Genomic DNA, 21766 nt, shown 5'->3' with positions numbered 1-21766 from the left:
GTGTAGTAATGTAGCTACATTATTTGCACTTTTCAAAATTTATATAAACTGTTTTTATTTTTGAGTCTTGTCTCATAACCCACAACCCAAAACATCTATGAACTTAATACCCATAATAATATCCGGCGGTTGTGGCAGTCGCCTCTGGCCTCAATCCAGGGCTCTGTATCCGAAGCAGTTTCTGCCACTGGTCAATGATCAGACCATGTTTCAGAATACCGTGGCCCGGCTGGATGGTCTGGATGCTGCGGGCGCTCCAGTGGTGATTGCCAATGAGGATCATCGTTTTCTGGTGGCGGAGCAGCTTCGTCAGATGGGGCGCAGTGCCGAGGCGATTATTCTGGAGCCGGTGGGCAGGAATACGGCACCTGCGGTTGCTTTGGCGGCTTTAAAAGCTTTGGAGCAAGGAGATCATCAGGAAGAGTCGGTGTTGCTGGTGCTGGCGGCGGATCATGTGATTCAGGATAAAAAGGCGTTTCATCGGGCGGTTGAGGCGGCGTTGCCGACGACAATGGAAGGTAAATTGGTGACGTTTGGTATTGTGCCTGCCCATCCGGAAACGGGGTATGGCTATATCAAGGCGGGTGACAAGTTAATTGGTAATCAGGGAGTAGCTGATAAAACGAATGAGCCTGAATCCCCGGCTCACGACACATCACTGACAACTATCTACTCTGTAACAGAGTTTGTTGAGAAGCCGGATCAGGAGACTGCTCAGGACTATCTGACTTCTGGTGATTATTACTGGAACTCCGGCATGTTTATGTTTAAAGCTTCCCGTTATCTTGAAGAACTGAAGCAGTTCCGGCCAGATATTCTGGCAGCCTGTGAAAAAGCGATGATGGTTCAGAATCCTGACCTTGATTTTATCCGGTTGGATGAAGACGCCTTCAGGGCATGCCCGGATGACTCTATCGACTATGCGGTGATGGAAAAAACGACGGATGCCGTTGTTGTTCCGTTGGATGCGGGATGGTCTGATGTTGGTTCCTGGTCTTCTCTTGCCGATATTTCTGAGCAGGATGAGCTGGGGAACTCGGTTCAGGGGGATGTTCTGCTACAGGATACTACCAATAGCTATGTACGCAGTGAGAAAAAGCTGATTGCAACGGTTGGGGTCAATGATCTTGTCGTGGTAGAAAGCGACGATGCCATTCTGGTTGCGCATAAAGATCAGGTGCAGGATGTCAAGAAGGTAGTTGAGTCGCTCAAAGCCGCAGGACGACCTGAGGTGAATCTGCATCGGAAGGTTTGTCGGCCCTGGGGAGCTTATGACGCCATTGATATGGGTGAGCGTTTTCAGGTCAAGCGCATTATGGTCAAACCAGGTGCCAGGTTGTCGTTGCAGAAGCATTATCATCGTGCTGAGCACTGGATTGTGGTGAAGGGCACAGCACTGGTGGAAATTGATGGGAAAGAGGTTTTGTTAACCGAAAATCAGTCCACTTATATTCCTATTGGAGCGGTGCATCGGCTGGAGAACCCGGGGAAGTTTGACCTTGAATTGATCGAAGTTCAAAGTGGCGGGTATCTTGGTGAAGATGATATTGAGCGTTTTGAGGATACCTATGGAAGAGCTTGAGGTGATTTCATGGCATGAGTAACCCTCAGCTTAGGAATTGTTTATTATTTCCGTTCACCCTGAGGCTTGTCGAAGGGGCGTGCCACCGAACTTCGACAAGCTCAGTCCGAACGGAGTCAGGGAATGAAAATAGGGAAGTCATTTTCAGACAACTCATTAGTCATTGTCCTTAATGGTGGTCAGGGTTTGAAATTGGCATCGACCACCTCTTCAAACCGCCATGGGCACAGGTTCGGAAATGATGAGGTGGGTATCCCGGTTTCATCATGAGCATCTTCCACTGCATCTCCGTAGGCGAGAGGCAACATTTCAGGAATTTTTGACTTCAGGTCGGCGTTAGCCCTTAACAGTCGGCGTATCTGTTTTCTCTGTTCTTTGATGGTGCTTTCCCAGCTATGGCCGGTGAGTTGTTTGTCTGGTTGGTATTGCCATTTCAGCAGGTGCATCAGCAGTACTGTCAGACGGGATTGCAGTGCCCGGTAGTCACTTCGGCCCATGCCCTCGATTTCCTCAAGAAGGTTATGAAGATCCAGTTCGGCTATCCGGCCACTGCGTATCAGTTCTGCCTGTTGCTGAGTCCAGCTGTAAAAGTCTGTCTGGTATAAATCCTTCATGGGGAGGGCTCCATTATTTCAGTCAGTGCAGAAAAGCTTTAATACCCGTGCACCCTGTTCATCCTGAGGGCCAGTCGAAGGGCGGAAACGCCGGACTCTGATAGATCGTGCCAAGCACCCTTCGACTCCGCTCAGGGTGAACGGAGATTCGACTCCGCTCAGGGTGAACGGAGATTCGACTCCGCTCAGGGTGAACGGAGATTCGACTCCGCTCAGGGTGAACGGAGATTCGACTTCGCTCAGGGTGAGCGGAGATTCGACTTCGCTCAGGGTGAGCGGAGATTCGACTTCGCTCAGGGCGAACGGAGATTGTACACGTCAAACTCATTGAAACCATGTACTAGCTGCTGCGCTATCTTACTGTCGTTAAAGAGAGTGTTTGCTGTATTATTGATCAGCCACAGAGTTATCGTGTATTTAGACAGCTTCCAGCATAGCTTGGTTCCATTGTTTGTTAAGGAGTTAGGTATTGACTTTCACCTGGATCGACTGGCTGATCGCCGGTATTGTTATCATCTCCGCGCTTATCAGTTTAAAGCGCGGTTTTTTTAAAGAGGTTCTCTCCCTGTTGACCTGGCTGGCCGCTATTTTTGTTGCCTGGTCGTTTGGTGGTGCCCTGTCAGAGCGATTGACTGATTACATAGCCACTCCATCTGTTCGGGTAATGGCCGCCTGTGCCTTGCTGTTTGTGGCAACGCTGATGGTCGGTGCGCTGGTTAATCGTATTATTGCTGAACTGGTTCAGGCGACGGGGTTGTCGGGTACTGACCGTATTCTGGGCATGGCGTTTGGTGGTTTGCGAGGCTGTTTACTGGTGACGATTCTCGTTGGCCTGATGACGCTGGCTCCCCTGGAGCAGGATCAGGCCTGGCAGCAGTCGGTGCTTTTACCCCATTTTATGCTGCTGGCTGACTGGTCCAAGCAGACGGTTGTTGATGTTATGGGGCCGTTGATGCAAAGCTGACTAACTGATGGTTTTTACATGAGAATAAGTCAGTATCTTCTCATCGGCAGTTACCAGTGGTGCGGCTAATGATCTGGATAGCGCGACAATAATCCGGTCTGCCGGGTCTTTATGGAACTGGCCAGGTAATCGGGTGGATTCAATGGCCACTTTGTTGCTTAAGGGTTCGAAATGCAGTGAATCCACCTGCTGCGCCAATCCCAGCCAGGAGTCCAGATCCATGGTCAGATTCAGTCGACCTCTGTTGACCAGCATGGCGATCTCCCAGCTGGTGATGGTGGATACTATCAGGCAACCGTTGTTTTTCTGTTCCTGTTCAATGGCATTACGTGCGGCTGTACTAAGTTTATGACAGCCGGACAGCCACCAGATCAGGATATGGGTATCAAGGACGATCAATGGTTGGCCTCCCAGTCTTCATCGGCAACGGGGGTGGTTGGGTCATCATAGGAAAGTACCGATCCCCGCAGGGTTTCCATGGGTGTTTTTGATGCCCTGTGGCATGGCTCTGAGATTCCTGAATAAGAGCTGTCATTCACCTCGACCGACGTATCGGTAATGCTCTTATCGTAAGCAACCTTCCCCTTTAATAATCCATGCCCCCTGTTATCTGCGGCTGTTGTATATGGCACCAGCCGCATGACCGGTTTTTTACGCTGGGTGATGATAATGTCGGCATTTTCTTCCAGAGCCAGGCGCACTAATTCCGAGAGCCTGGTTTTCGCTTCATGCATACCAACGGTTATCTGGGTTGATTCTTTTGTCATGGCGGGTATTTCTAGCTAATTGAACTAGTTTAAACATAGTTACTTGACCCGTATTGTGCAAAAACTTTTTCGCAGTTTGCTGATCTTAAGGGAAGTTGTGGTTTTCGTAATCCTCTGATTTAGCGTATTATCTCAGGCTCTCCGTTATCAGGGATAAACGGGTTTAAAGTGATTGAACAGGCAATTTTAATCATTAGTTCCGATAACGATATTAGCTGATCAATCCTGAGGATGAGTGCATGTGTGGAATTGTCGGTATTTCGGCAACGGTGAATGTTAACCAGCTGTTGTTCGATGCGCTGACTGTGCTGCAACACAGGGGGCAGGACGCTGCGGGGATGGTGACTCTTGATGAAGGTCGCTTTTTCCTGCGTAAAGATAACGGGCTGGTGAAGGATGTCTTTCGTACCCGTCATATGAAGCGGCTTAATGGCTGCTCCGGCCTTGGGCATGTTCGATACCCGACGGCGGGTACTTCCAGTTCAGCAGAAGCCCAGCCATTCTATGTTAACTCGCCTTATGGCATCGCTTTAGCCCATAACGGCAACCTGACCAATGCGGATGATATCAAACAGTCGTTGTTTGTCAGTGACCTCCGCCACATTAATACCCACTCCGACTCTGAAATCCTGCTGAATGTTTTTGCCCATGAATTGGCCAAAGAGGGTAAGCATAAACCGCTGGCAGAAGATATTTTCAACGCAGTAACCGGTGTTTACCAGCGCTGTGAAGGTGGCTTTGCGGTGGTGGCCCTGATTAATGGTCATGGCATGGTTGGTTTCCGGGATCCCCATGGTATTCGGCCGCTGGTATACGGTAAGCGGGAGACTGAGAACGGTGCTGAGTATATGCTGGCCTCAGAATCAGTGGCCCTTGATGCCCTCGACTTTGAGCTGGTGGGTGATGTTGCTCCGGGGGAAGCCATTTATATTGATGAGCAGCGTCAGCTCCATACTTTCCAGTGTGTGCCCGGTAAACTGACTCCCTGCATGTTTGAGTACGTGTATCTGGCCCGCCCGGATTCCAGCCTGGATGGTATTTTTATCTATCAGTCCCGTCTGCGTATGGGGCAGACGCTGGCCAATAAAATCCTCCGGGAATGGCCTGATCATGATATTGATGTGGTGATGCCCATTCCGGATACCAGCCGAAACTCTGCCCTGGAGATGGCAACCCGCCTGGGTCTGCCTTATCGGGAAGGTTTTGTTAAGAATCGTTATATTGGCCGGACCTTTATCATGCCCGGTCAGGCCATTCGCAAGAAGTCTGTACGGCAGAAGCTGAATGCCATTCATCAGGAGTTTGCCGGTAAGAATGTGCTGCTGGTGGATGACTCCATTGTCCGTGGCACCACCTGTGAGCAGATTATTGAGATGGCCAGGGATGCCGGGGCCGAAAAGGTGTATTTCTGTTCAGCGGCTCCTGCCATTCGTTATCCCAATGTATACGGCATTGATATGCCAACCCGGGAAGAACTGATTGCCCATGGTCGTACGGATCAGGAGGTTTGTGAACAGATCGGTGCCGATAAACTGATTTTTCAGGATCTGGATGATCTTAAGAAAGCGGTTTCTTCTCTTAATCAGGCCATTGACGATTTCGATTGCTCCGTGTTTGATGGTTGTTATGTAGCCGGTAATATTGATGCTCATTATCTGGAGCAGCTGGCTTCCAGCCGGAACGATGATAGTCGTCAGGCGGAGAGTGATATTATTGATCTTCATAACGAAGGGGATCTCTGACTTGTTTTGCTTAATGGAGATTTATTGGTACATGCTGGTGATCTGAAGGGATCGCATGTCAAACGAAAACCGCCACTGGCGGTTTCTCCGTTTGGCCAGCTCGTCTAATATGGGTTGTTGTTCGAGTTACAACATATCGGATTAACCCGGTCTAGAGGTTGGGGATTCGGTGGTCGAGTCTTTGGTGGGCGAGTCTTCGGTTGTCGGGGTTTTGGTGGTCGAGTCTTCGATGGTTGAGTCTTTGGTGGTCGAGTCTTTGGTTGTCGGGGTTTTGGTGGTCGAGTCTTCGGTTGTCGGAGTTTTGGTGGTCGAGTCTTTGGTTGTCGGGGTTTTGGTGGTCGAGTCTTCGGTTGTCGGGGTTTTGTTGGTCGAGTCTTCGATGGTTGAGTCTTTGGTGGTCGAGTCTTTGGTTGTCGGGGTTTTGGTGATCGAGGCTCCGATGGTCGAGGATTCGGTGGCCGGGGTTTTAGTGGTCAGGGCTTCGGTGGTCGTGGTTTTGGAGATCGGTCTTTTGTTGGTTGTATGTCGACCAGACAAAGCCGTTGTAACAGGCGCTGCTGCAACTGTATAATTAGCGCTGCCCCACTTTTTGTCTTGACAAAAAGCATCCATCGAATTGTGATATACGCCGAAAGAATATTTGTCACTTGGGATTGTGAGTAAACCAGATTTATTGGTGCATTGTGATGAATTTTGATAGCACGTTATAGAACGATCAGCGGGAACTACTCCGTCTGGATTGCTTTTCCAAGTTGCGACACGCACTCGGCGTAGTGGGAGAAGTTCATTACAACATAACGGATTAACCTTATCATTTCCTGTACATGTAACGCATACTGCTGTACAGGTCGGTTCTTCGGTAGTCGGTTCTTCTGTAGACGTTAGTCTGGTAGTCGGTACTTTGGTGGTCGTGGTGTTGTAAGTTTTATTTTGGCCAGACAACGCCGTTACATCAGGAACTACTGCACCTGGAAGGGTTACATTTCGGGCAGACAACGCCGTTGCAACAGGAGCTGCTGCACCTAAAAGGGTTAAGGCATAAATACCACCTGAAGTGGCCCCAAGCAACCCAATGGCTGTAGCTGCTGCCAGAAAAGGGTGATTGGCAACCCATTTAATCGCCCTGGTTCCAAAACTTCGTTTATCCTGACTCGCACCCGATTCGGCATCGCTTTGTGGAACCTGACCGTAATTCTTAAGCTCAATAAGATTTGAATAACCTGCTCGATCCATAATAATGCTCCTGACTTTAAGACTTGGTAGATGGCGTCATGCCCTATTGTAGATCGGTGAATCAGTAAAAAGTTCACGCAGGAGCGACCTTTTGGCCGGTTAATATCGTTAATTCTTCGACTCACCCATTCGACCTGAATGCAGCAGCTGCCGGTAATCCTTATTCGTTGACAGAATCACCGTTTTGACATTGGCGGCATTGGCATTGTGGGTAATGGCACCAATCACGTCGTCTTCTTCTATGCCGTTATGACGAATCTTCATTCGTCCCATCTGGTGGAAAGCATTATTGAATTCAACCAGCTTCTGGCGAAAGACCATCGGCATCGGCTTACGCTACGCTTCAGGCTTTTTCTCTTCGGTGATGCAATGTTCTTTACAGCTTATCGACATGAGGATGTTAATGTTTGCCTCTGATTTTTCGGTTGGAAACCGAACCCGCCGGATTCGGCACACTGGCTGCCTTGGCAACCAGGGCATACGGGTATTAGCGGATTCTATAAATGGCGTTGCCCGAACCAAGGTGTTGACAATAACGATCAGTTGAATCAAGTCTATTTAAAATATTATTGTAGCTATAGAATAATGGAGAATGATTGGTACATAGTTCTGATTTACCATTGTCGCAGCTAAGAGGTGTAATCTTACCGTTACTGACAATGTAGTCTCGTCCGAGAAACCCGGTCTTCCAATATGGGGTGGGTGCGTCACAACATATCGTTTTAATCCGGTGATTTTCTGAACAAGTAGCGTTTATTGCATAATAAGTGCAATCGTGCCTCCTGCAGAGGGCGTTCAATTTTTCCTCATCATATGATCTAAAAAAGCTCGGGGCTTGAGTGGTCGAGGTTTGAGTGGTCGAGGCTTGAGTGGTCGAGGCTTGAGTGGTCGAGGTTTGAGTGGTCGAGGCTTGAGTGGTCGAGGCTTGAGTGGTCGAGGCATTGGTGGCCAGGGCTTTGGCGGTTACATTTCGGGAAGACAACGCTGATGCAACAGGTGCTGCTGCGCCCAACAGGGTTAAGCCATAAATGCCAGCAGACGCAACCCCAACTACCCCAATGATTGCAGTTGCTGTCAGAAAAGGGTGACGGACAATCCATTTAAACGCCCGGGTCCCACAACTTCGATCATCCTGCCTTACACCCGATTCAGTATCGTTTTGTGGAGCTTGTGCGTAATTATGAAGCTCGAAATTTGAACAACTTGCTGGATCCATAATAACACTCCTGATTTAAAAATTTGGTAGATGGCGTCATGCGCATTTGTAGATTCGTGGTTCAGTAAAAAGTTCACGTAGAAGCGACATTTGGCCGGGTACTGTTGGTAATCCTTCATCCAGCAGGAGGCTGTTCAAGAATAGCGCCCGTCTGGGCGACCCCGTAGCGAGGACGACAGAAAATTGAGGATAAAAATTTGGTTTTGTGAGGTGAATGGCTGAGCTATTTGCCGAACATAAAAGGATGCTGAGTCGAGCATCGGCCACTTGCTGCAGCCAGCGGGCTTTTCGTCTTTTGACCTGCGCACATCAACGGTGGTGGCCTCCAGCACGGCCTGTTTTTTTTTCTTTTCGCTGATGCATCACCCTTTGAAGCACATCGACATGTGGATGTTAATGTTTGCCTCTGGTTTTTCGGCTGGCAACCAAGGCTTACGGGTATTAGGGGATTCTGTAAATAGCTTTACCCCACCCATTTTGTTGACAAAAATCCTTCATTGAATGAAAGAAACCTTTTTCACCACTCAATGATGGAGATTGATTGGTACATGCTTGTGATTTTGTTGTGCAATTGACGGGTTGTCCGTTTGGCTGACTCATCCAATATGAGGAGTTGAGGGATCCTAGACAACATGACGGATTAACCCGGGGATTTCCTGTGCATTCAGCGCTTTTTGCATTAAAAGCGCAGGGAGCCTTGCATTCAGAGTTCAAATATTTCTCATCTTCTGATCTAAAGATCGGGGCTTTGGTGGTCAGGGCTTCGGTGGTCGGGGCTTTGGTGGTCAGGGCTTCGGTGGTCGGGGCTTCGGTGGTCGGGGCTTTGGTGGTCAGGGCTTTGGTGGTCAGGGCTTCGGTGGTTGAGATATTGGTGGCCAGGGTTTCGGTGGTTACATTTCGGGAAGACAGCGCCTTTGCAACAGGAGCTGCTGCACCCAACAGGGTTAAGCCATAAATGCCAGCAGACGCAGCCCCAAGCAACCCTATGGTTGCAACTGCTGCCAGAAAAGGGTGACTGACAATCCATTTAAACACCTTGGTCCCACAACTCCGACCATCCCGCCTTACACCCGATTCAGTATCGTTTCGTGGAGCTTGTGCGTAATTATGAAGCGCAATATCTGAACAACTTGCTCGATCCATAATAACACTCCTGATTTAAAACTTTGTTGGTAGCTGGCATCACGCAGATTTGTAGACCCGTGGATCAGTAAAAAGTTCACGTAGTAGAAGTGACATTATGGCCATGGCCGGTTACTGTTGGTAATCCTTTAGTAGTGGGAAATCATGAAAGTCCGCAGAACTGTTAGGCTCAATGGTAATAAAAACATACCCTTACAGAGCAAAATACAAATCCAGTGTTTTATACAAAAAAGATGCTGAGTCGAGCATAGGCCACTTGCAGCAGCCAGCGGGCTTTTCGTCTTTTGTCGTGAGTACAGTAATGGTGGCCTCCAGCACGGACCTGTCTTTTTTCTTTTCACTTTTAGCGGGTTCGAAGGGGGCAGCCTCGCCAGGGGCTTGTGGAAAAATCGAAGTTGGGGATGATAATGTTTACCTATGTTTCGGCTGGAAAACGAACTTGCCGGATTCGGCACGGTGGTTGCCCTGACAATCAGGGCGTACGGGTATCAGGGATTCTGTAAATAGCTTTACCCCATCCTTCGGATTGGCAAAGTTTATCTACTGTATCATAGCGAAATCCACTACTATCTTTGCCAACACGATCTGCGCTAATGAATAATGAAGAATTATTGGTACATTCTGATGATGAGGCGCATTTCAAATATGTAACGTCAGGTTTACTCCAATCTCCGGTTCGTCCGTTTGCCCAGCTGAGCCAATGTGGGTTGAATTTGTTACAACATATCGGTCTAACATGGAAATTTTTTGTGCATTCAGCGCTTACTGCTTTAAAAGCGCAGTTGGGAGCCTTGCAAAGGGAGTTCAAGTCTTTCTCATCTTCTGATCCAAAGATCGGGGCTTCGGTGGTCGAGGCTTCGGTTGTCGGGGCTTCGGAGGTCGAGGCTTCGGATGTCGGGGCTTCGGTGGTCGAGGCTTCGGTTGTCGGGGTTTTGGTGGTCGAGGTATTGGTTGCCGGGTCTTTGGCGGTTACATTTCGGGCAGACAATGCCGTTGCCACAGGTGCTGCTGCACCCAACAGCGTTAAGCCATAAATGCCAGCAGACGCAGCCCCAAGCAGCCCTATGGTTGCAACTGCTGTCAGAAAAGGGTGACGGACAATCCATTTAAACGCCCTGGTCCCACAACTTCGATCATCCTGCCTCACAACCGATTCAGAATTGTTTTGTGGAGCCTGTCGATAACTCCGAAGCTCAATGCATGAACCTGCTCGATCCATAATAACACTCCTGACTTTAAACTTTGGTAGATGCGACATGCTATAGATCAGCAGACTTGTAGATCGGTAAAAAGTTCATGTAGAAGCGATATTATGACCGGTTACTGCCGGTAACCCTTCGTCTCTCAAATTTCGTGTTTTCGGGCTTCGTGACAGCGTCGGGACCCGGTGTGGTCGCCTAACCCTGAGTTATCTCCTGGTATCGAAGGTCTTTTAAGCTCAACCCCAACTCCACATCATGCTGTAACGTTGCCAAACGTACCGATAACTCGGCTTGTTCTCTTTGCTCCAGTACCTTTTTCAGCGCACCTTTCACCTTTTCCCCATGTGCCACTTCAGGCTCGAATATCCCATGCAAACTGCCAAACCGGTTAAGTAGCTCAGTCGCGCCTTTCTTTCCTACGCCTTCAACACCGGGAACATCGCCAACACCCGCCATACCCCAGTAGTCCAGTAACTTTTCAGGGGGCATTCCATACTCTGTGCACACAGAGGCACTGTCAAAATTCACTTTCTGGAAATGATCCCGCTGTATGACCAGGGGCGAATGCAACAGCTGCCGGTATGTCTTATCCGTTGACAGAATCACCGTTTTGACATTGACGGCAATGGCCTTGTGGGTAATGGCACCAATCACGTCGTCAGCTTCTATGCCGTTACGACGAAATGTCATTAATCCCATCTCGCGGAAAGCATTATTGAATTCAACCAGTCTCTGTCGTAAGACTATCGGCATCGGCTTGCGCTGTGCTTTATATCCTGGCAGAAGCTGGTGTCGCCAGGTAGGAGGGTCGCCATCAAAGACCATCAGAATATGGCTTGGGTTACACTCTTTGATGGCTCTTTGCACGGATGCCAGTGTTGCAGATAATGCCCCATCCACCTGTTGGTTGTCATCGGCCTGGGGCTCCCTTAAGGGAATGGCCGCATGGATGCGACGTATCAGGTTCAGAGCATCAATTAGAAGCAGTGTTGGTGCCATATTATCGGTTGATTCCAGCGGTGAGTATTTTCGTTTGACAATGATAACGGAAATTTGCTCAAAGCAGGCTGTGGATTTGTTCTGTGTTCTGGTATGTTAACGGACTGGCATAGGTATAAATTACAAAAAAAATACGCGGTAATTCAGGAAGTTCCATGAATGATCATGATTTGACTGAGACTTTGGCATTTGCAACTCAGTCCATCCGGGCAGGTTCGTTTCGCAGTGATCAGCGTGAGCACAGTGAAGCCATTTATCTGAGTTCAAGTTTTGTTTATGACAGTGCTGCCCATGCTCAGGCAGTTTTTGCCGGGGATGAACCGGGTAACGTCTATTCCCGTTATACCAACCCTTCAGTCCAGATGCTGGAAGCGCGCATGGCGGTGCTGGAAGGCAGTGAGATTAAAGACGACATTACCGCCTGTGCCACGGCTTCTGGTATGGCCGCTATCCTTGGCACCTGTATGTCGCTGCTGAAAAGTGGTGATCATGTCGTTTGTTCCCGCAATGTATTTGGCACAACATTCACTGTCTTTGCCCGGTATTTTGCTAAGTTCGGTGTGCAAACCACATTTGTTGATCTGGTGGACTATCAACGGTGGCAAGAGGCGATGACACCACAAACCCGTCTTCTATTTCTGGAAACCCCTTCTAATCCATTGAGTGATGTGGCTGATCTTGAACGGCTGGCGGATATTGCTCACAGTCACGACGCCTTGCTTATGGTGGATAACTGCTTCTGTACTCCGGCCCTGCAACGTCCACTCTCTTTTGGTGCGGATCTGGTGGTGCATTCGGCCACAAAATACATTGATGGTCAGGGACGTTGCCTTGGAGGCATGGTGGTTGGCAGAAAACAGCTCGTGGATGAAGTCCACTTATGGCAGCGGTCTGCGGGTGCAACCATGAGTCCGTTCAATGCCTGGGTGTTTTATAAAGGGTTGGAGACGCTCTCTGTGCGTATGGACGCGCACTGTCGAAACGCTTCGGAATTGGCACTCTGGCTTAGTCAGCATCCGGCTGTGGAACGCGTTCATTATTCCGGGTTGAACTCCCATCCGGGCCATGAGCTGGCGAAAAAACAGCAGCAGGGTTTTGGTGGCGTGTTGGCCTTTGAAGTGAGCGGTGGTCGGGAGTCCGCCTGGAAAGTGATTGACAGTGTTCAGATTATGTCCCGTACTGCCAATTTGGGGGATACCCGGACCACCATCACCCATCCGGCAACAACAACACATTGTCGTTTATCCGATGAAGACAAAATAAAGTCAGGCATTACAGAAAGTCTGGTTCGTATTGCCGTTGGTCTTGAGAATATTGATGACCTGAAAGCCGATCTGGAAAAGGGACTCAGGCAGTTGTTGTAAGCCCAGTGCTGCCCGGGGATGGCGCTTTTAATAAGAACAAAGCTGGAATCATGATTTATGAACTCAACGCTGCAGAACTCTCTGGACGCGCTGTCTGGTGTTATTCGGGGTAAAGACCGGGAACTTCGGTTGGCATTGTGCTGTATGTTAGCCCGGGGCCATCTGTTAATCGAAGATCTGCCTGGTATGGGGAAAACAGCACTGGCACTGTCACTCGCCCGATTGCTGGGGTTGGAATATCAACGAATCCAGTTTACCAGTGACCTGTTGCCGGCCGATATTCTGGGCGTTTCCATTTTTGATCGGGCATCATCTGAATTCCAGTTCAAGCCGGGTCCTGTGTTTTCCCAGCTGCTGCTGGCGGATGAAATTAACCGCGCTTCACCGCGAACCCAGAGTGCACTTCTGGAAGCCATGGAAGAACGACAGGTGACCATAGAAGGGCAGGGCAGATCGCTGCCTGAGCCGTTTGTGGTGATTGCCACCCAGAATCCGTTGACACAACAGGGAACATTTCCACTGCCAGAATCGCAGATGGACCGCTTTTTGATGTGTATTCCCATGGGATACCCGGATACCGACTCAGAAAAAGCCATTCTCCGGGGTGAGGCCGGGCGATTTCTGGTCAGCCAGCTGGGGCAGTCAGTGACACCAGAGGCGTTTCTGTTGATGCAGCAGGAAGTCGATAACGTCCACGCCAGTGATCTCTTGCTGGATTATGTGCTGCGATTACTGAAGGCCACCCGTGAAGAGGGTTATTTTGCCGTTGGTTTATCCCCAAGGGCGGGTTTGGCATTGTTACAGGCAGCCAGGGCCTGGGCCTATATAGACGGCAGGGACTACCTGATTCCGGAAGATATTCAGGCCGTGTTTGTCCCGGTTGCCACGCACCGGCTGACCATGCAGAAACAGGGTATATCGCCCGGTGAACTCCTTGCCCGTATTAATGCCATGGCTTGAGTGGTTCATCAATGAAAGACTCACTTGTTACTGCATCCCGGCGTCGGCTGAACCAGCGTTTTCAGCAGTGGGCTGATCAGCGCACACCCAGAGCAACTCGAATTCAGCTTAACCAGCGTCGTATTTATATTGTACCGACAGGCTCGGGATTTTTCTGGCTTTCCCTGGTGCTGGTGATTTTTCTGGTGGCGGTTAATTACCGTAATTCACTGGCTTATGGTCTCTGCTTCTTTATGCTGAGCCTGTTTTTATTAGCCATTATTCATACGTGGCGTAATCTGGCCGGCATTACCCTGGTGGCCAAGAGGGCAGAAGCCGGATTTGCCGGTGAGCGGATACCGGTTTCGATAGAATGTCTCAGTGAACGGCGGCCGCGTTATTCTATTGCTATTGGCTGGCCCGATACCGAATCCGTTGTCGTGAGTTTTGACAGCGATCGTGAGCAGGGCTTGCTTGCTCAGGCTGGATTGCGGGGATGGTTCCGGCCCGGGCGACTGCGTATAGAAAGTATTTACCCTTTGGAATTATGTCGGGCATGGAGCTGGGTTCGTCTGGATTTTCACTCGCTGGTTTATCCGGCTCCGGATGATCGATACCCGTTACCGGAGAATGAGACCACAGACGATGGTGAGCGGTCATTGACGACATCAGGTTCTGAAGAGTTTGCCGGATTCAGAACTTATCAGCAGACAGATACCCCTTCCCATGTCTTCTGGAAAGGCTATGCCCGAACAGAAGAGCTGTTGACCAAGCAGTTTGATCAGCCATCAGGCCGTGAACTCTGGTTTTCCCTGGATCAGGTGCCGGAAGGAGATCTTGAGCAAAAGCTTTCGGTTCTGACCGCCTGGTGTTTGCAGTGTGATAAGCAACAATATGCCTATGGTCTGGCACTGGCAGGGCAGCAACTGGCACCATCAACCGGTGAGGTACATTTAAAGCAGTGCCTGGAGATGCTGGCGTTGTATGAGCTGGATCAGGGTATGGCTGGAGGAATAAATGGATAGCCCGGCTGTTTCCCGTTATGCCACGCTCTGGCTTCTGGTGGCACAGGTTATGGTGGCATTGCCGGTGCTTGAGGTCCTGCCCATTGCGGTGCTTCCTCTACTGGTGCTTACCCTGATGTGGCGTGCACTGATCTGGTTTGGCAGGGGCTCCTGGCCATCAGATCTGTTAAGACGTCTTTTGGTTGCCCTTTCCCTGGTCATCATCATTACGTCCTCGGGTTGGCAGTTTTCACTGGAATTGGCTGTGACCTTCCTGGTGACGGGTTACGCGTTGAAAATGCTGGAGATGAAGATCCGCAGAGATGCGTTGGTGATCGCCTATATCGGCTTTTTTGTGGTGGGGGCCGGGGTGATTTATTCCCAGTCCCTGATGCAGGCGCTATACCAGTTATTGTGCCTGGGTGTGTTAGTCGCAGCGATTCATGCGATGTATTTGCCAACATCCAGTGCTTCCGCCAGTTTCTCCATAAAAGGCAGTCTTCGTTTTTCCGGCCTTATTCTGCTGCAAGCCCTGCCTTTAACGTTGGCTCTGTTTATTTTTGTTCCCCGTCTTGGTCCATTATGGGCAGTGCCCTGGCCTGAAGGAGAAGCTAAAACCGGGCTGTCTGACGCGATGCAGCCAGGTGATGTGGCAAGACTCAGCCAGTCTTATGAGTTGGCTTTTCGGGCTCAGTTTACGGGTTCTGTACCACCGGCCGGGGAACGTTATTGGAGAACGCTGGTTCTTGATCAGTACGATGGTGAGCGGTGGTGGCAAAGTGACCTGATACGTTTATTAAATCAGTTCCCGGGAGAAATCGATGATGAGCGAGACTGGCGGGGTAGATTGCCAGTGAATGATGGCTGGTGGCAGGTTCAGCCAGGGCAGTATAACTATGAGGTGTTATTGGAGCCCAATGGTCGACAGTGGCTTCCCGTTCTCGGGATGGCTGCAGTAGCGGTTCCGGAAACAACAGTTTTGAGAACCTTACGACTGGAAGCAGATAAGCCTGTTTTTGAACGACGCTTGTATCAGCCTGCGCAACAGAGCGTGGTTGCGAAGACGATGACTATGCCTTCCTGGTTACTGGCTCTTAATAAGTCTTTGCCTGACAATGGTAACGCCCAGAGTCGTATGTTGGCGCAACAGTTGTTTGCCCAGTCTGGCCGGGATCCGGTTACCATGGGACGACGGGTAATGGACTATTTCAATCAGGAGCCTTTTTACTACACACTGTCGCCACCGTTGATGGAGCAGAATGAGGTCGATCAATTCCTGTTTGTCCATCGCAGAGGGTTTTGCGAGCACTATGCCAGCAGCTTTGTGTTTATGATGCGCTCGGTGGGGATACCAGCACGCATCGTGACCGGTTATCTCGGAGGGGAGTACTTACCCGAAGAAAAGGTGGTCAGAGTACTTCAGCGAGATGCCCACGCCTGGGCGGAGATTTGGGTTGAAGGGCAGGGGTGGATTCGATTTGACCCCACCGCAGCGGTAGCACCGGAACGTATTGAGCTTGGCATTGATGACATGATTGATCAGGGTGGATTGTTGCAGGGGCAGATTCCTCTGGCTTATCGTTTGGGTCAAACCGGCTTTTTCAAGTCGGTTCGACAGGGTTGGGAGCGACTTGAGTACCGCTGGCAGAAGTCTGTGGTGCAGTACCAGCAGGAAAAGCAGCAGTCTTTTATGAAGGAGTTGTTTGGTACTTCGTCTTTTTACTGGCAGCAGGTCGGTGTGCTCGGTGCATTATTAGCGCTGTTTCTGCTGCTTTTTGGGGTCTTTGCTCTCTTTCAAAGGCCTGCGCTCAATCCTTATCAAAAGCTCTGGTTACGACTGGAACGCAAGCTGGTTGCCAGGGGTTTTGAACGCCAGACAGGGGAAGGGCCTAAAGATTTCGCATTGCGAGTAAACGCTGAAAATGACGCGTTGGGTGCGCAACTATTATCGATTGTGGATCTCTATATTCAGTCGGCCTACTCGGGACGGGTGAAATTGGATAAACCGTTGCTTGATCAGTTGAGCAAGATGATCAAGCAACTGTAAGTTACTCAGGCATCGCCACATAAATGCCTTTGTAGGTTGCGATGTTTATGGATGACTGTTCTTCTTTTTCCGTTGAATATAATTCAACCGTTAATTCCAGTTTGGCATTGCGGCGCTCATTCAAACGATCAAAAAACCTGTCGGGAACCACGGCACTGCAATGGGCTGATATGCGGCCTTTGCCGGGAGCATGGTAGGTCAGTTGGGAATCGGCAATAACGGCAGCGCAGTCCTTTACATGTGTTCTGGCGTGAAGGGTGGTAAACAGCCAGCCACAGATGGTGGCCAGCGCGGCAATACTACCACCAAAAGCGGTTCCTTTATCGTTGATATTGGGTGCCAGTGGGCAGCTGATTACTAATTCTCCATCCTTGAACTGATCAAAACTGACTTCCATATTATTCAGTAGCGGGATGTTGTCTTTTATCCACGCGATCAGTTCTGGTGTGAAATGGGATTCTGGTGTTGCCGTGTCCATATTGCAGGCCATCACTCATCTGGTATCTAAATAACTATGATAAAAATAAAAAGCCCCTGATAACAGGGGCTTTTTCGTCGATTAACGCAGCAATGTATCAGCTGGGTATCAGCTGGCTTTAGCGATGATATCGTCAGCAGCCTTCTGATAAGACTCTACCTGGTCAAAGTTGAGGTAGCGATAGACGTCACCCGCCATGGCATCCAGGTTGCTGGCGTATGCCATATACTCTGCCACGGTTGGTATTTTGCCAAGAATGGCACCGACAGATGCCAGCTCAGCAGAACAGAGGTATACATTAGCGCCATCCCCCAGACGGTTGGGGAAGTTACGGGTAGAGGTAGAAAGTACGGTTGCGCCTGGCTCTACACGTGCCTGGTTACCCATGCAGAGTGAACAGCCGGGGATTTCGGTCCGTACACCGTTGTCGTTGTAGATGTTGTAATAGCCTTCTTCTTCCAGCTGAGCCTTGTCCATTTTGGTGGGAGGCGACATCCAGAAGCGGGTCTTCAGTGGATCATGGTTCTGTTCCAGCAGTTTTCCGGCCGCACGGAAGTGGCCGATATTGGTCATGCAGGAGCCCAGGAACACTTCATCGACCTTGTCACCGGCAACATCCGACAGTGTACGGGCATCGTCCGGGTCGTTTGGCGCACAGAGAATGGGCTCCTTGATGTCTGCCAGATCGATTTCGATCACCTCAGCGTATTCCGCATCGGCATCCGCACGCATCATGGTTGGGTTGGCCAGCCACTCTTCCATCTTACGGGCACGACGTTCCAGAGTGCGGGCATCGCCATAACCTTCACTGATCATCCAGCGCAGCATGGTGATGTTGGACTTCAGATATTCAGTGATGGACTCTTCAGACAGGGTGATGGTACAGCCGGCAGCAGAGCGCTCAGCAGAAGCATCGGAGAGCTCAAAGGCCTGTTCAACGGTGAGGTTTTCCAGGCCTTCAATTTCCAGTACGCGGCCGGAGAAGGCATTCTTTTTACCTTTCTTCTCGACGGTCAGCAGGCCTTGCTTGATGCCGTAGAGTGGAATGGCGTGTACCAGATCACGGAGAGTAATGCCCGGCTGCATTTCACCTTTGAAGCGAACCAGAACAGACTCTGGCATATCCAATGGCATAACACCGGTTGCCGCAGCAAATGCCACAAGGCCTGAGCCCGCAGGGAAAGAGATGCCCAGCGGGAAACGGGTGTGGGAGTCGCCACCGGTACCCACGGTATCTGGCAACAGCATGCGGTTCAGCCAGCTATGGATGATGCCGTCACCGGGACGCAGGGCGACACCGCCTCGGTTCATGATGAAGTCCGGCAGCGTGTGGTGAGTTTCCACATCTACTGGCTTTGGATAGGCGGCAGTGTGACAGAAAGACTGCATAACCAGGTCAGAAGAGAAGCCCAGACAGGCCAGATCTTTCAATTCATCACGGGTCATTGGTCCGGTGGTGTCCTGAGAACCGACAGTGGTCATTTTGGGCTCACAGTACTGACCAGGACGGACGCCGGGCACACCGCAGGCTTTGCCGACCATTTTCTGGGCCAGCGTGAAACCATGGGTTGATTCTTTAGGGGGCTGCGGGCGGCGGAATATGTCGGAATGACCCAGATCCAGCGCCTCACGGGCCTTGTCAGTCAGTCCACGGCCAATGATCAGGTTGATACGGCCGCCGGCCTGTACTTCGTCAAGAATAACGTCGGATTTGAAGGTGAACTCAGACAGAACTTCCCCGGACTCAGAGAGGATCTTGCCATCGTATGGGCGAATTTCGATAACATCACCCATGTTTAACTGATCCACCGGGGCTTCAAACACCAGGGCACCGGCATCTTCCATGGTGTTGAAGAAAATAGGGGCTACCTTGCTGCCTATACAGATACCGCCAGCACGCTTGTTGGGCACACCGGGGATATCATCACCAAAGAACCAGAGCACCGAGTTGGTGGCAGACTTACGGGAAGAGCCGGTACCGACAACGTCACCCACGAAAGCAACCGGCAGGCCTTTGCTCTTGATGGCTTCAATTTGCTCAAGCGGGCCGGTAACGCCATGTTCTTCAGGCTCAAGACCATCTCGGGTCATCTTATACGCAGCACGAGCGTGCAGAGGAATATCCGGGCGAGACCAGGCATCAGGGGCAGGGGACAGATCGTCCGTATTGGTTTCACCGGTCACCTTGAATACCGCGACCCTGATGCTTTCAGGCACGGCATCACGCCCGGTGAACCATTCTGCTTCAGCCCAGGATTTCAGAACGGCCTGGGCATTGGCATTGCCATCTTTGGCTTTTTCTTCCACATCGTGGAAAGAGTCGAACACCAGCAGGGTTTTTTTCAGCTGTTCAGCGGCAAGTTCACCCAGCTCGGTGCTGTCCAGAAGGGCTATCAGCGTTTCGATATTGTAACCACCCAGCATCATGCCCAGCAGCTCAACGGCTTTCTTGCTGTCAACCAGTGGGGATTCAGCTTCGCCCTTGACGAGGGCGGAGAGGAATCCGGCTTTTACATAGGCGGCTTCATCAACACCGGGAGGAATACGATTTTCAAGGAGGTCCAGAATATATTGTTCTTCACCGGCTGGTGGATTTTTCAGCAGTTCAATCAGGCCTGACACCTGTTCTGCATTCAGCGGCTTTGGTGGGACACCTTCTTGGGCACGTTCTTCGACGTGTTTTCTGTAGGCTTCTAACACGAGTTCTACCCTCATCATCTGTGGCAGGCTCTTGGGCGATCCTTCGACAAACCTTTATGATCTTGAGGGTCCGTCAGACGTTCCAAGGAAATCTTTACCAGTAGCACTGGTGGCGCGGGCAGTATAGCGAAAGGTGCCTGTCAAGTTAAGTAAAGACCGTAATAGCCACTATTTTTTCTGTGAATGGCTGTTTCGGTATTTGTGATTTACGCAGGCAGCGTCTGAAGAAGCCGAAGCGGCCTCTTCAGGTGGAATTGACAAAAAGTCAGGATTCAATGATTTCGTAGCAGGGTTGGTAGTGGCTTCCGGGCAGTTTCATCCGGTGCTGATCAACAAACGATTGCAGAAGGGTGTCCATCTGTTTCATCAGGCCCGGTTCACCACTGAGCTTATAAGGGCCATGCTCACGGATCAGGTTAACACCGTCTTCCTTGATATTCCCGGCAACAATGCCCGACATAACACGACGGAGGTTGGCTGCCAGCTGGTGGGCCGGGAGATTGCTGTGCAGTTCCTGGCTGGCCATGTTTTCATGGGTGGGCTCGAAAGGCTGCTGGAACTCCTGGTCAATCTTTAGCAGCCAGTTAAAGTAGTAGGCATCCCCAAGTCGACGACGGAAGCGGGTTACTTTTTCCAGGCCACGGGCCATGATTGTGGCAACCCTGGCTGGATCATTGACGATGATCTGGTACTTTTCCTGCGCCTCTTTGCCCAGTGTATTGCCAATGAAGTTGTCAATCTGTTCAAAGTAAGCTTCTGACCCGGCGGGCCCTGTCAGGATCATGGTCAGGGGAATGTCTTTATTGTCCGGGTGCAGGAGAATACCGATCAGGTAAAGAATCTCTTCACAGGTTCCCGGTCCACCCGGAAATACAATGATGCCATGCCCCAGACGGACAAAGGCTTCCAGACGTTTTTCGATATCGGGCAGGATAACCAGCTCATTGACAATCGGGTTAGGAGACTCGGCAGCAATAATGCCAGGCTCGGTCAGCCCAATAAAACGACCATGACTGATCCGCTGCTTGGCATGGCCAATGTAGGCACCTTTCATCGGCCCCTTCATCGCACCGGGACCGCAGCCGGTGCAGATATTCATTCTTCTGAGGCCCAGTTGATAACCGACCAGTTTCGTGTATTCATATTCATCACGGCCAATGGAGTGTCCACCCCAGCAGACCACGATATTGGGCGTCTGTTTGGTGATAAAGGCGTTGGCATTTCTGAGCACCTCAAACACCAGGTGTGTGATGTCGGATGAACTTCCGTGATCGAAACGCTTGTCGCTGGTGATCAGGGACGAAACATAGAGAATATCCCTGAGTACGGAAAACAGGTTTTCCCTGACACCCCGGATCAGTTTTTTATCAACAAATGCAGACGCCGGTGCATTGATCAGTTCTAGTTTCAGTCCACGGTGTTCCTGAACAATGCGGATATCAAATTCGGAGTAGGTTTGTAACAGCTCTTCTGCGCTGTCACCTTCCATCTCATCACTTAACACAGCCAGGGCGCACTGGCGGAACAGGCGATGCAGGCCAGCTTTGGTATTATCCTGAAGAATATTGACTTCCCGGCTGGACAGTACTCGCATGGAGCCAACCGGGTTAACAATGGCGGAGACTACATTAGGTTTACTCATTATGCCCCCTTAAAGGATGGTGTTCGGTGTCTGACAGCACGGTTTCGGTGGTTATGGCAGTAATGGGTGCTGGTCAGGACAAAATTATATTTAACTAACTATCGGATCCTGTGGGTTGAAATCGAGTGAA

19 protein-coding genes are annotated in these 21766 nt (G+C 50.4%); 8 read left to right on the top strand and 11 right to left on the bottom strand.

The genetic code is table 11. The features are described 5' to 3' along the window. The first annotated feature begins 97 nt into the window (after positions 1 to 97). Positions 98 to 1582 (top strand): mannose-1-phosphate guanylyltransferase/mannose-6-phosphate isomerase, encoded by a 1485-nt coding sequence (locus ACO6VE_RS05490; protein WP_422460128.1) that lies wholly within the window; start codon positions 98 to 100, stop codon positions 1580 to 1582. A gap of 179 nt (positions 1583 to 1761) precedes the next feature. Here the strand turns inward: ACO6VE_RS05490 and ACO6VE_RS05485 are convergent, their stop codons facing one another. Next, complete coding sequence (locus ACO6VE_RS05485) at positions 1762 to 2196, bottom strand: DUF29 domain-containing protein (protein WP_422460126.1); 435 nt, start codon at positions 2194 to 2196, stop codon at positions 1762 to 1764. Between the two features lie 469 nt (positions 2197 to 2665). Between ACO6VE_RS05485 and ACO6VE_RS05480 the strand changes: the two genes are divergently transcribed. Continuing rightward, positions 2666 to 3160 carry a CvpA family protein gene (locus ACO6VE_RS05480; RefSeq protein WP_422445150.1) on the top strand — a complete coding sequence of 165 codons (495 nt, stop codon included), beginning with the start codon at positions 2666 to 2668 and terminating at the stop codon, positions 3158 to 3160. Here ACO6VE_RS05480 and ACO6VE_RS05475 read toward each other — a convergent pair whose 3' ends face one another. Together ACO6VE_RS05475 and ACO6VE_RS05470 are read right to left on the bottom strand one after the other, a co-directional pair. Then, positions 3161 to 3559, bottom strand: coding sequence for a type II toxin-antitoxin system VapC family toxin (locus tag ACO6VE_RS05475; protein WP_422445148.1), 399 nt, complete (start codon positions 3557 to 3559; stop codon positions 3161 to 3163). Continuing rightward, on the bottom strand, positions 3556 to 3927 hold the full coding sequence (locus ACO6VE_RS05470; protein ID WP_422460124.1) for a type II toxin-antitoxin system Phd/YefM family antitoxin: 372 nt from the start codon (positions 3925 to 3927) through the stop codon (positions 3556 to 3558). Before ACO6VE_RS05470 ends, ACO6VE_RS05475 begins: the two co-directional genes overlap by 4 nt. Positions 3928 to 4166: 239 nt before the next feature. Here ACO6VE_RS05470 and purF point away from each other — a divergent pair, with 239 nt between their 5' ends. Further along, positions 4167 to 5669, top strand: a complete 1503-nt coding sequence (purF, locus tag ACO6VE_RS05465; RefSeq protein ID WP_422460122.1) for an amidophosphoribosyltransferase — start codon at positions 4167 to 4169, stop codon at positions 5667 to 5669. A 141-nt stretch (positions 5670 to 5810) separates the two neighbouring features. On the opposite strand, the gene ACO6VE_RS05460 is transcribed toward purF, so the two are convergent. The 4 genes from ACO6VE_RS05460 to ACO6VE_RS05445 form a co-directional block, all read right to left on the bottom strand. Then, positions 5811 to 6206 (bottom strand): hypothetical protein, encoded by a 396-nt coding sequence (locus ACO6VE_RS05460; RefSeq protein ID WP_422445142.1) that lies wholly within the window; start codon positions 6204 to 6206, stop codon positions 5811 to 5813. Positions 6207 to 7010: 804 nt separating this feature from the next. Next, complete coding sequence (locus ACO6VE_RS05455; protein ID WP_422445140.1) at positions 7011 to 7229, bottom strand: hypothetical protein; 219 nt, start codon at positions 7227 to 7229, stop codon at positions 7011 to 7013. A 160-nt stretch (positions 7230 to 7389) separates the two neighbouring features. Further along, the gene (locus ACO6VE_RS05450; RefSeq protein WP_422445138.1) at positions 7390 to 8118 is read right to left on the bottom strand and encodes a hypothetical protein; all 729 of its coding nucleotides are present in this window, start codon (positions 8116 to 8118) and stop codon (positions 7390 to 7392) included. A gap of 441 nt (positions 8119 to 8559) precedes the next feature. Then, positions 8560 to 9261 (bottom strand): hypothetical protein, encoded by a 702-nt coding sequence (locus ACO6VE_RS05445; protein ID WP_422460120.1) that lies wholly within the window; start codon positions 9259 to 9261, stop codon positions 8560 to 8562. A gap of 749 nt (positions 9262 to 10010) precedes the next feature. On the opposite strand from ACO6VE_RS05445, the gene ACO6VE_RS05440 reads away from it, so the two are divergent. Beyond that, positions 10011 to 10295, top strand: coding sequence for a hypothetical protein (locus ACO6VE_RS05440; RefSeq protein WP_422460118.1), 285 nt, complete (start codon positions 10011 to 10013; stop codon positions 10293 to 10295). 363 nt (positions 10296 to 10658) lie between these two features. On the opposite strand, the gene ACO6VE_RS05435 is transcribed toward ACO6VE_RS05440, so the two are convergent. Further along, positions 10659 to 11462, bottom strand: coding sequence for a 5'-3' exonuclease H3TH domain-containing protein (locus ACO6VE_RS05435; RefSeq protein WP_422460116.1), 804 nt, complete (start codon positions 11460 to 11462; stop codon positions 10659 to 10661). A gap of 155 nt (positions 11463 to 11617) precedes the next feature. Here ACO6VE_RS05435 and ACO6VE_RS05430 point away from each other — a divergent pair, with 155 nt between their 5' ends. From ACO6VE_RS05430 to ACO6VE_RS05415, 4 genes are read left to right on the top strand one after another with little or no spacing between them, the layout of a single operon-like run. Beyond that, complete coding sequence (locus ACO6VE_RS05430) at positions 11618 to 12826, top strand: O-succinylhomoserine sulfhydrylase (protein WP_422445128.1); 1209 nt, start codon at positions 11618 to 11620, stop codon at positions 12824 to 12826. A gap of 57 nt (positions 12827 to 12883) precedes the next feature. Then, positions 12884 to 13786, top strand: coding sequence for an AAA family ATPase (locus ACO6VE_RS05425; RefSeq protein ID WP_422460114.1), 903 nt, complete (start codon positions 12884 to 12886; stop codon positions 13784 to 13786). An 11-nt stretch (positions 13787 to 13797) separates the two neighbouring features. Next, a complete protein-coding gene (locus tag ACO6VE_RS05420; protein WP_422460112.1) occupies positions 13798 to 14790 on the top strand; it encodes a DUF58 domain-containing protein in 993 nt (330 codons plus the stop codon). After that, positions 14783 to 16816, top strand: coding sequence for a transglutaminase TgpA family protein (locus tag ACO6VE_RS05415; protein ID WP_422445122.1), 2034 nt, complete (start codon positions 14783 to 14785; stop codon positions 16814 to 16816). The genes ACO6VE_RS05420 and ACO6VE_RS05415 overlap by 8 nt, the downstream gene beginning before the upstream one ends. A gap of 1 nt (position 16817) precedes the next feature. On the opposite strand, the gene ACO6VE_RS05410 is transcribed toward ACO6VE_RS05415, so the two are convergent. The 3 genes from ACO6VE_RS05410 to ppnN form a co-directional block, all read right to left on the bottom strand. Then, a complete protein-coding gene (locus ACO6VE_RS05410; RefSeq protein ID WP_422460110.1) occupies positions 16818 to 17294 on the bottom strand; it encodes a YiiD C-terminal domain-containing protein in 477 nt (158 codons plus the stop codon). 108 nt (positions 17295 to 17402) lie between these two features. Beyond that, positions 17403 to 19994, bottom strand: a complete 2592-nt coding sequence (acnB, locus tag ACO6VE_RS05405; protein WP_422460296.1) for a bifunctional aconitate hydratase 2/2-methylisocitrate dehydratase — start codon at positions 19992 to 19994, stop codon at positions 17403 to 17405. Positions 19995 to 20259: 265 nt separating this feature from the next. Further along, entirely contained in the window at positions 20260 to 21636 is a 1377-nt protein-coding gene (gene ppnN, locus ACO6VE_RS05400; protein WP_422460108.1) for a nucleotide 5'-monophosphate nucleosidase PpnN, read from the bottom strand. Positions 21637 to 21766 lie beyond the last annotated feature (130 nt).

Origin of the sequence: Endozoicomonas sp. ALB115 (assembly GCF_049310245.1) — a bacterium.
GTDB lineage: Bacteria > Pseudomonadota > Gammaproteobacteria > Pseudomonadales > Endozoicomonadaceae > Endozoicomonas.
The sequence above is the reverse complement of the archived record's forward strand: the minus strand, read 5'-3'. Positions and strand labels throughout refer to the sequence as shown.